At 42.7% G+C, this 11,776-nt stretch carries 4 protein-coding genes; 3 read left to right on the forward strand and 1 reads right to left on the reverse strand.

What is annotated here, in order from left to right:
• Positions 1-19 precede the first annotated feature (19 nt).
• The 3 genes from ABHV44_RS10130 to ABHV44_RS10140 all read left to right on the forward strand — a co-directional run bounded on the left by ABHV44_RS10130 (position 20) and on the right by ABHV44_RS10140 (position 11,410).
• Positions 20-778 (forward strand): hypothetical protein, encoded by a 759-nt coding sequence (locus ABHV44_RS10130; protein WP_459074570.1) that lies wholly within the window; start codon positions 20-22, stop codon positions 776-778.
• Positions 779-956: 178 nt separating this feature from the next.
• The gene (locus ABHV44_RS10135) at positions 957-10,652 is read left to right on the forward strand and encodes an RHS repeat-associated core domain-containing protein (protein ID WP_459074571.1); all 9,696 of its coding nucleotides are present in this window, start codon (positions 957-959) and stop codon (positions 10,650-10,652) included.
• Entirely contained in the window at positions 10,649-11,410 is a 762-nt protein-coding gene (locus tag ABHV44_RS10140) for a hypothetical protein (RefSeq protein WP_459074572.1), read from the forward strand. The genes ABHV44_RS10135 and ABHV44_RS10140 overlap by 4 nt, the downstream gene beginning before the upstream one ends.
• Before the next feature lie 114 nt (positions 11,411-11,524).
• Here ABHV44_RS10140 and ABHV44_RS10145 read toward each other — a convergent pair.
• Positions 11,525-11,776, reverse strand: a 252-nt coding sequence (locus tag ABHV44_RS10145; protein ID WP_459074573.1) for a hypothetical protein, incomplete at its 5' end; no start/stop codon positions are given.

Here is an 11,776-nt window from a genome sequence, read left to right on the forward strand (position 1 = left end):
ATAATATAAACCATTAAGAATGAAGCGAAGAGGACTCATATTTATCAGTGCCTTAATAGTGATGATGTTCGTCACACTTAATTGCTATTCGCAAGATAAGGATGCGGCAAGTGATTTTGAATATATTAGATCGATCATAGCCAACTCGGCTAATGATTTTGAGAATTTCGGGTCAATACAGACTGATAATCAGGTTTTATCAACGTCATATGTTGTAGAAGTTACATCAAGGAACCGGGAGGGATCGGTAGCTACAGATTGTTCAATAATTTACGATGGAGAGAGGAGTCGACTCTCCACATCAGGAATTGTAATTGTGCAGGATTCGGACACTGGAATTCAGCTACAGGAAGAATCAAGGCAAATTGTGATACATGATACCGATGGCGGCCGATCCAAGGATTATTTCCTTCAGAAGTCTCATGCTTTACAGAAAGAAAGCCTCAAGTACCTCAACTCTTCTGAGAGGACACAATTAGAGAATGATAAAATTATGATTAGCCTGGAGTTTAACTCTGAAGGCAGGCAGCAATTAAGGCTCAAGAGAGTTGAGTATGTTGTTGATATTGAGAACGAAAGAATACTGGAGGCGAGCGTTTTTTATTCCGACAATCACCCAAATCAGAAATTGTCTATAAAGTTTGGGGAAATTACGATATCTGAAAGAGATTCAGCTAAATTACCAAATAATATTCTTGACTTAATCTATGATAGCGAAGGGGAACTTCTCCATAAATGGAGTGGATTTGCCGTATTTGATAACAGAATGAAAAAATAACTCGAACTAAATTACTTCAACACCTATAGCTATGGACATTTCACTTCGGACTTCTATTCTTACAGCTTTACTTCTGTTCTCCGTAAATTCTCTATACTCACAATTAAATTTAACAGGAAAATCAGATGTATTTACCAATACTACCAACCAATATGGTGTGGGAAACCCTCCCTCAAATGTGAATTATTACAGTTGGTCTGTCCAGGGTGGGAGCATAATTGGAGCTAGCGACCAAAGTTCTGTTGATGTAGAATGGACTTCTGAAGGAACATTTTCTCTTTCAGCAGAAGCGTTCGATTCAAATGATCAACTGATTGATCAGGGATCAATCCAGATTAATACTTTTGACGACATTCAGCCGTCCCTAACTGTAACCGACATTCCACCTATTTGTGGAGGAAGCTCATTGGTTAGTTTTGAAATTGCTCAGCCAGATCCGGATGCAACAAGCTTCCAATGGGCGCTGCCAAATGGTGTTACTCTTGATCCTCAGAGCACTGATGTAAACGCGTATCTCAACTTCGATGATTATCCGAGTGCAGGTGCTATAGAAATCACACCAGTATATCCGGCTGGCTCAGGGACGACTGCCTCTTACCCTTTGACTTATGTGGTGTTGCCAGATCCGGCAAATCCTATTGATGGTCCGCAGTCAGTTTGCAGTCAATCTACATTTGAAACTTTCAGCTCTGTGGCGTCCGCCAATGCCGCAGAATATGAATGGGAAATTACTGGTGTATTCAACACGACTACCACCGAACCCACAATAACTATTGATATTGCGTCTATCACCGGCTTAACATCAGGTCTGTATACAGTTACGTTGACTCCGGTGAACAATTGCGGGTCAAGTGCTTCTTCATCTATCGACTTCTATGTTAACGACTACACTGATGAAAGCATATTGGAAGATATGGTGACCGATAACGAAATCCTAAATGGTGTGATGCCGGGCCTTACCATTAATCACTGTGAAGACCAGGGATTGCCAAATTGCGAAGGTGTTTCCAAGGAATTTGATAGAGCAATACTATACGCCACCGTTGATCTGGGCGAGGTTTTCAACTTTGGTGCTGCGGAAATCAATTCTACCAATCAGTTCTCCAAACATATCGAACTTGAAATAAGAGCCTACAACGGCCCTGACAATACAAGCACTCAGATCGCTACTTATGATGTGGTTTTCGATATCGACAATTTCAACCCCGAACAGGTCTTTCAGGTTGATATTTCAGATATTTACCTGGATATCTTTCACATTGAAGCTGAAGTAGATCTTTCAAGTTACAGTGCTCCGGGAGTTGTTCCTATCGAAGACGAATTGAGGTTAGATCTTTTTGTAGAGCCAGAGTACCGGATTGGTCAAATTGATAACTCCCAATTGTTAACCATTGGGGAAGAAACTGCCGAAGGGAATGGCAGATATACTTTCGATTGGAGTTCTATTTGTGATCTGGAATTTCCAAACTATGAGTTCCAGATAATGCGTCTGTACAATAGCGGACAGGATCAAAATCTGGACCCGGTTCATCCATATCCATCTACTATGGATTGGGACGCTGCTTTGAGTATTGAAACACAATCACCAGAAAAATCTTTAACCATCACCATTGCCGAGGGGTCAGGGGTTTACGCCTGGAGAGTTCGCCCGATAGGAAACCTCTATGAAGGAGGAATTGCCAATAGTAGAAATTACGGAGAATGGACAGCGTTTTACACTTATGATAACACTGCAGTCGATCCAACTCAGGCAAATGATGGTCTTGGTGACCTAGATGGTTTGGATGAAGATCGTAACTGGATATATTCCAGAGTTTTCACCGAGGGTTCCTATAGAGAAGGTCAGGGCTTTAAAACCCGTGAAGAGGTTGTTTATGCAAACGGATTAAACCAGGCTACCCAAAGTCAGCGACACTTGCAATCGAATGACGATTATATCGTGGCTACCCAAACGGTTTATGATTTCTCCGGAAGACCAACTTTGCAATCGATGCCCGTGCCCATCAATACAGATGGACTTGGCTACCAATCTCAATTGCTCAAGAGCACTGAGTCGGACGGTCAGGGTGGAACTACTGATGTGCCATACGGACCGGAGCATTTCGATGAAAACTCCAATTACAAAGAACCATCTGCAGTGGCTGCATCCACAGAGTTTGAAACCTACTACTCAAGTTCTGATAATGATGGTATACCAGGATCAGAAGGTTATCCGTATACCAGAACCTTATATTATCCTGACGGTTCCGGTCGCGTAAAAGAACAATCTGGTGTTGGAGAAACTTTCCGCTTGAAAGATGAGGCAGGTAGAAAAACATCAAAAACATACTACAGCTCAGTTACAGATTCAGAACTCTACCGTGTTTTTGGCGATGAAGCGCCTTTGGGCCAAAGTGTTCAAAAGGTAATTACAATTGATCCGAACAATTCCGGAAACGTCACTTACATCGATAAAGAAGGGAGAACAATTGCCACATGTCTGACTATCGTGGAGCCTCAAACGAATACCCTGGAACCACTCGATTCTCAGGCCGAGGCTGAATTTTCGGTTGTTCAGAGTGTTAACGGTGACACTCCACTGGACGAATACAGTTCTATAGCTTCATCGGAAATTACGTTAGCCGAGCCAACAGCCCTGACTATCGATTATTCATTAACTGCTGCTTCGATTACTCCATGCTTAGGTGGAGGTGACTGCAGTTATGAGATTCACTTTGAAATTTATAATGTTGAGGAACCCGAAATAAACTTATTCCCGGAAGGCCCGGTCTATACTTGCTCTGGGGGAACATGTAATCCTCAGTTGCCATCAAGCGTGACTACACCGGATCAATTGGAGCCGGGGACTTACATTATTTCCAGAACAATATACTCAAATACCACACCTCCGGGAGCAAGCCAGTCAACACTTGCAGACATGCTTGATGGTGCTGAAACTACAATTGAAGGACTCTTTCAAACTGAGCTTTTTGACCTGCTGGATGATTATCTGGCTGGAACAGGTACTTCTCAGGATTTGAATATGGACGGTGTGATTGATATTCACGATTTTTACGAAGACATTAATGGCGGGCCACTTTCAGAAAATCAGGAATATGTAACTGTTGAGTTTAATGGTGTTGAATGTTCGGATGTTCAGATACCTGTATTTGATATTTGCGATACCGAAAGTATATATCCACTTGAATGTGACCCTGTAGATTACACCAACTTTTTGACCAGTAATCTCGAAGGCGACTGGTCTGACTATTGTCCGAATTATTTGCCAAACGAATTCCAGGATTTATTGACAAACATGTTAGATCCGGCAAAAGGTAATTATGAATGTGAAGACCTTTGGGAATGTTGGACGGGTCTGGTACAGGGAGCACCTGCCCTGGCGGGACTTTATGATTCCGAAGAACTTGAAGTTTCAATGTCCGTGGACCTTGTTCCGATGTTTCTGGAATGTACAGGTTATAAGTTTACAGGCATGACGTCTTCTGATTACGCGGGTACTGGATTAGATAGTAATGAGGCATTGGCCTATGGACTTGCGGAAGTAGGTCCCGTTTTTTATGAAGATTACAATTTAGATAATGGGACAGAGACCTTAGATTGTGTTGGCTTGGGAGAAGATGCCTCTATGGAAGAGATTTGTGCATGCAGCATTATTGAGACTTCGAACAACGAGGACCCAAACGAAACCGGACTATCACCCGTGAGCTCTTTGGCTCAGTTCGGAAATCAACATTGGTTTAATTTTAATCAATGTGTGCGTGGTGCTGAAGCAGGTCAAAATAGCTCGGTAGTCCCCGATAACCAGATGGCGGTTGACACTGCTGAAGAAATTCAAACCGAATGTGAAAGTCTCTGCCAGTCAAGAGAGGAATCGTTTAGGTCTGAACTACTCAACCTCTACCACGCCAATAATATTTATGTAGAGGGAATGGATGATTATTTGACCGAACAAGATCCCTACACTGAAAATTACGTTTCAACTGGAGTCTCAATCACACAACAGAACTGGTTTGATTGGTCGCAGCCAGGCGGAACTTATGATGTTATCCAGGACGAAGACCTGCAATGTGCGGTAATGGGGCTAATCGACCATTGCGAAGCGTCTTGTGTAATAGAGGTGCAATATGATCCGCCTGGCTCAAATATTATTGAGTCCGTTGGAACTCCAACTCAGATTGAATCAGTGCAATCCGCGATGCTTGCTCAATACGAACTTTCCCTGCCCACTGGTCCGGGTAGCTGTGCCTCTGGTTACACTCTTGTAGATGAAACAGTGTTGGAGACCGATCCAGCACCGGTTGAATACGAAATGCATGATTTCTACAATTTTGAACCGAACCCGATACTTTATGATCATGTCTTTACGGTGAACTCCACAGATGACGCAATTACGCCTGAGACATGCAATTGCCACGTACCGTGGGTATCCTCTGGTACTTGTACATTGAGAGATGCTATTTTGATGGCCAACGAGATTAATGAAGGCGAAAACGCCTTGATTATCTTTGATTTTGATGGATTCCAAAACGAGGAGGAAAGCAATCAGTCTTTCACCATTGAACTTCTTAGCGCTCTACCCAGTATTGAAAGGGCGGTTTGTATTGATGCCGGAACCTCCAGTGGCAATTATCTGGGAACAGACCGTAGAATTAAACTAGTTGGCCAGGGAACCTCTTCTTTCGATTGTTTTGAATTTCAGCAAAAGTCAGAAGTGAGTGGATTTGAATTTGAAGACTTTGATTATGCAATAAATTCCTGGACGGGTATTGATGTTTATGATAATATCTTTCACGATTGCGAAAGGGCAATTAATATTGATGATGCTCAAGCTACCTCTATCCCGGAAAGAGCAGAGGATGGAGTGATATATGGAAACATTATTGGTGGAACCGAGTTAATACCGAATCCTGCTGTAAACACAAATATTCAGATTGGAATTTACCTTTCTTCAACTGTCGCGCACTACCAGGTAGGGGGGCTTGAAGTTGGAATGGCCAATACACTTTGTGGTGTTCATCAGGTTGGAATCCAAAGTTATGGACGACATGGGTTTAACCGAAATCGGATTATTAAGTCTGATGATGCTAGTCAATTTACTTTCTTACCAATTTATTCAGATCTCGATGAAAATCAGCCCGGAAACCCTGATGTGGATATTACCGGAGCTACTTCTGCAGGAATATTTGGAACTGCTGAACCTGGCTCCATGATTGAAGTCTTCTTGAGTAGTCTAGACGCCACCTTGAATGTGGATCGCAAAGCTGAAAAATATCTCGGTAGCACAATGGCTGATGCGAACGGAGACTGGACATTTCAAACAATGGTACAGGATGGCAATCGATATGTTGCAACTTCCTCACTTGGCACCAACCCGCAATTTACTACCTCGGAGCTTTGCAATAGTTACGAAGCAGTTATCCCACCATGTGATTTTGAAGTCTGCTTCAAATGGCTGCCGGTAGATCAACTTCCAAACTTTGATCAGGGTCCTCCAATTGAGCCTCTACCTTGTGAAGAGATTCTGGAAGGGCAGCTCCTAACTGCAATTGGCGAACTTCAATACGAAATGATTGAAGAAGCGCAGGAAGACATCGAATACCAGTACATGAATCAATGTGCTAATCCGCAGAATGTCTCTGACAACCTAACTGTGAGCTACAGCCTGGGATATCACCACTACACACTGTACTATTACGACAGGGCGGGTAACCTGATTAAAACGGTACCACCTGAAGGTGTTGACCTCATGGACCAGGGTGAGCTTGATGCAATGGACAGAACAGTCCATCCGAACCACGAAATGGTTACGGAATACTATTACAATAGCCTCGGTCAGATGGTACGACAGGAGACACCGGACGGTGGAGAAACTTATTTCTTCTACAATGATGATGGTCAATTGCGCTTTTCTCAAAATGCCAAACAACTGGCCGATGAGAAATATTCATATACCAAGTACGATGCTCTGGGAAGAATTGTAGAAGTGGGTGAAGCGGATGCGCTTGCTCCAGGACTCATCGCACCGACAGATCAACAACTAAATAATAACGCATACCCTACCAATCTTGAAGATTGTGATCAGCAAGTATATACCGTGTACACTACACCAGCAAATGAAGTGATCTATCTCAATGGCTCGCCTCAACGCAACTTACAAAATAGAGTGAGCTACACATACACCTACGAAGGCTTTTACACATATTATAGCTACGACCCCCACGGAAATGTAGAGTGGCTTGTGCAGGATTTTCCAAAGCTCGGAAAGCAATATATTGGCTACGAATATGACCTGGTGAGTGGAAATGTGCTGAAGGTTGCATACAATGAAGGTAGAGCTGATCAGTTTTATCATCGCTATTCGTATGATGCCGATGACAGGATTAGCTATGTTGAAACATCGGACGATGGAGTAATTTGGGAAAAAGACGCCAGATACGATTATTATGATCATGGTCCGCTCAAGCGAACCGTGCTGGGGGAAGACTTGGTGCAGGGAACTGACTACACCTACACCCTGCAGGGCTGGCTAAAAGCCATGAACCATCACAGCCTCGATGAATCAATCGATCCTGGTGGAGACAACCTCAATAATTCAGAAGTAGCCCGCGATGCTTTCGGTATGACTCTCACCTACTTTGATGGGGATTTTGCCGAAACCAACTCACCGTTTAGCTCGAGCCATAACCAGGCACTGGCCGGTGCTCACGATCTGTACAACGGCAACATTTCTTCCTGGGCATTTAGAGCGGGCGTAGAAGGAAGCACCGATACCTGGGAGTCCGCACCTTCTGGTTTCCAGTATCGTTATGATGAACTGAATAGATTGGTGAGATCCAACTATCACACTTTTAGTGGAAGCAGTTGGCAGGCTAATCCATCTTATTTATCAGAATATGAATACGATGCTAATGGGAACTTACAGTCGCTTTATCGAAATAGTCCGAATGGAATTATGGATGATCTGAATTACACCTATAATTCGACCAATTCTAATCGTCTTGATAATGTTTCAGAGTCTGGTGTACTGGATGTTACTCCAAATACATCGAGTGACTTCGAAGGAGAATCTGACTATCAATATGACGAGATTGGAAATTTAACTTCCGAGACACACTTTCAGTCGGATGAGGATGAGAACAATCCTTCGTTAGTTAATAACGAGTATACTTTTATAGAGTGGACTGTCTCTGGTAAGGTTAAACGGGTGTCAAAGCAAAAGCCTTTGATGTACCAGGAATACACAGAGATACTAAACTTTTACTATAATTCTAACGGAGAGCGAATTGCCAAAGAGAGAATACTTCCTCTTGACCAGGACACAACAGTCACCTACTACGTCCGCGATGCGCAGGGCAACATCATGTCGGTGTATCATAAGAATCAGGAAGACTTGCCAGATGGCTATGAAGATGTTTATCGATTACTTGAACAACCGGTATACGGCAGCAGCAGAGTTGGACAGAAAAAATCTGATTTGGAGATGTGGCGCACCTTTTATCCCGATGAAGAAACAGAATCACCATTCTCATACGTCACCGAAGACAGAGTCTTTATTTCCGAATACGAACACTTTCCGATCATCGGGCAGTGGGATGACGGCACCAATACAGAAGAAACCCAATTGTTTGAAGTCGATCTGGCAGGAACATCCACAACAGCCCAGGAGGCTATAGCTATACCATGGGGCGAAGCCGGAAAAAATACCTGTGTTGCCGAAGACCGGGACGGCAATGTCGTGTTGCGCTTTACCACCATGAATCAATATTCGGAGCCGCCTTACAACCTGTTCAGCGAATCGCGGTTGTACAACGCCAATGGAGATGTAGTAGCCAACAGTGAGAACATCTCATCAGACTGGCGAGGCAAATCCATGCTCACAAAAACCCCCGGAGCCAACAAACTTTATTATCTTTTCACCTTTAGTTTGGCCGGACTTCCCTATTACCATGTGATAGACATGTCGGCCAACAATGGATCAGGAGCAGTGATATCGAAAAACAACATACTGGATACTGAAGGTGACTATGTGCAAGGCACAATGGCTCTGATAGAGGACCATAGTGGATATGGCACCGGCAGGCTGTTTATGAAGCGACAGGAAGGAGGGCAAACCCAGTTGATAAGCTTTGTGATAGGCGAACAGTCTCTCACCAAACAAGTAATAGACGAATTCATTACCACGGCAGTGAGCCCAGGAGAGATTCAACTCTCTGCTGACGGCCGCAAGCTGGCCGTGGCCAATTGCAACTGGCTGGCATCGGGCCAACCTACCACAGGTGAGTTGAGAGTTTACGCCCTTGATGTGGCCCATGACGTTACCGGATCAACCCTGTTTATTGACGTGCCACCATCTGACGAATTGCGAGTAGAAAGCATGTCCTTCAGTCCCGAAGGAAAGTGGCTCTACTACAGCGGCACAGCAGTAGGAACAAACACATCAGTAGAAGGGATCTACCGGGTTGGACTAGCCACAACTAATGATGGCACCCGGGAACAGGTAATGCTCACCCCGGGAGAAGTGAGGCGTGGCAAAGACGGGAAGATGTATGTTTACCTGAGCACCACAACTAATCATGATCTGGAGATCATTCCATCACCGGACGCCACGAACTTACCGTCATTTCAGCAAGTAAATCTCAACCTGGGCAGTGATGTTACCTTCACAGGAAACCTACCACCACAGCCCATTCGCATTTACCCGGTAGAAAACAACATTTACACCCGCGACATTACAGATAACAAGGTGTATGAACTCACCGATCACCTCGGCAACGTGAGAGCTACCATTAGTGACATCAAAGTTGCGGAATATACCACAGGACCGTATACGAATACTGGTTATAAAGCTGATCTTCAATCCAAGAATTCGTACTATCCCGGCGGGTCTCTTATGCCAGGGAAGAGTTTCAATGAAACTTCCTACAGGTTCGGATTTAATGGTAAAGAGAAAGACGATGAAATTTCAGGTAGTGGAAACTCTTATGATTTCGGAGCCAGAATTTATGATGCTAGAATATCTCGTTGGCTAAGTGTTGATGCATATTGGAAGTCTTACCCAAGTCATAGTCCATATAACTTTGCTCTAGATAATCCAATAAATAACATAGACCCGGATGGAAATATTGTAATTCCTTGGGCTTATAAAAATTGGCTTTTGGGTTATTCTTGGTGGTCCTATCCTGATTTTACGGAAAATAGTCATGGAAAAGATTTTGCAAATACTTTTATTCACTTGTATACCGAAAAATCAACAGATATTTTCGCGAAGGTATATAACCAATTGGAAAGATCTAATAACTATTATCGCTTTAAAGAAAGCCATTTTACTCCAGACGACAGAAATGTATCTGGTCGATTTGAATTGAATCATAAGGGAAGCAAGGATGACCCATATGTAATTCGATTATTTTATTACCCTGAATTATCTGTATATGGGGCGAATAGAACAAGTCCGATCTTTGAGGAAGTGTTTCACGCAGGTCAACTTGATTATTATGGCGCAGAAGATGCTGGAGGGAAAACTCTTCTTCAGATAGAAGTCGAAGCCAAAGTAGCCAAAGCCTATGCAGGTGCAGCTGATAGAGGGTATGAAAAAGACTTTCAAGATGATCCTGTTGTACAACAATTCTTTGATAAAGTTAAAGAAGGTGATTCTGTTTCTTGGAACTTACAAATTGCGTTTTATCAAAAGTTGGATGAATTTGTAAATGAAGTTTACGATTTGTATGATGAAAATTGGTTGAAAAAATATGGGGAGAAGTTTTTGAAAGAAAACTCTCCCGAGAATTATAATCTTTTTGAAGGTCTAGACTATTTTTATTTTTTAACAGCTCCCAATATTCAAGAAGGAGCCGAGGTAAAGCCAGAGGAATGAAATATTTGATAGTATTAATTGTATTTATTGGTGTAAGTGGATGCGGTCAATCTCGGAATTCTGAGCCTAACAATGAGAAGAATGTTGAAGATGACTCTTCTTGTCGAAAGGGCCTGCAAAATGCGAAACGTGAAATTTCCAAAGGAAATCTTATCTACGTGTACTATAATAGTGTTAAGGAGCGGTTCCCCAGAGTATTACTTGATGAGTTTGGAATTTTGGCGAGACATTCAACCAAGAATGAAGAAAATGACTGTTTCAAGATAATAATGGATCAGGTTATTGAATGCCGATATGGAAAGAATTTTCTTAGTAGGGCAAATACTATTGCCGATAGCTTGAATAAGGAGCTTCCGTTATATTTGAATGCAGATAGCACCTACTATTACTTACCAAAGAAGAACAGGCCTGTTTTCGCTGATGGTAAAGGGGATTTGGATAATTTCACTCGAATATATTCTGATACCATTGACAGTACAATGGCGGGTTATGTGGTATTGGACTTTGTGATTGATACTCTTGGTAGAATTCAGGCACCAAGGTTAATATCTAAACTTTCTCCAGAAATGAACAGAGACGCATTGCAACGGCTCTCTGAAATGCCGAGGTGGAGACCAGCTTTTATTAACGTTAAACAAGGTGATGAGGAAGAGATTAGAAAGGTGCCTTTTAAGAAGAAGGTTTCATTTTATTATGCCCCAACAGAATGGAAGGACGTAAAGTTTCCTGAAGTGATTTATAACAAAGCAATTGAATGAATAAGATTAGTTATGGTCCGGGATAGAGTAATTAATTATAAAACAGTTACATAAAGATGGGCCTAAATGAGAGCGGAGCATCTATGTTGGTTGTATTTTTAAGAGTAAGTTCTTTCATCCCTGCTCCTGATTTCTAACCTCTGCAGTTGCTTTTAAAACTCTGAGGTCAGAAATCTTGAGTTTTTTGGAGTAGTGATATTTGTCCTTGGCATCTTTGATAGCCACTCTTAGGTAATCAGAACGCTCGAGCTTGTCAATTACGCCCGGGTAAATATCTTCCATCTCCACATCATATTTGTAGGGTTCTCCCGGTTCCAGCTTTTTGGGAAATGTGCCTGTTGGATAGGCTTTTTTAGCGAACTCTCC

The organism is Halocola ammonii (genome assembly GCF_049334165.1).
Taxonomy (GTDB): Bacteria; Bacteroidota; Bacteroidia; order Flavobacteriales_D; family Sanyastnellaceae; genus JBEGHD01.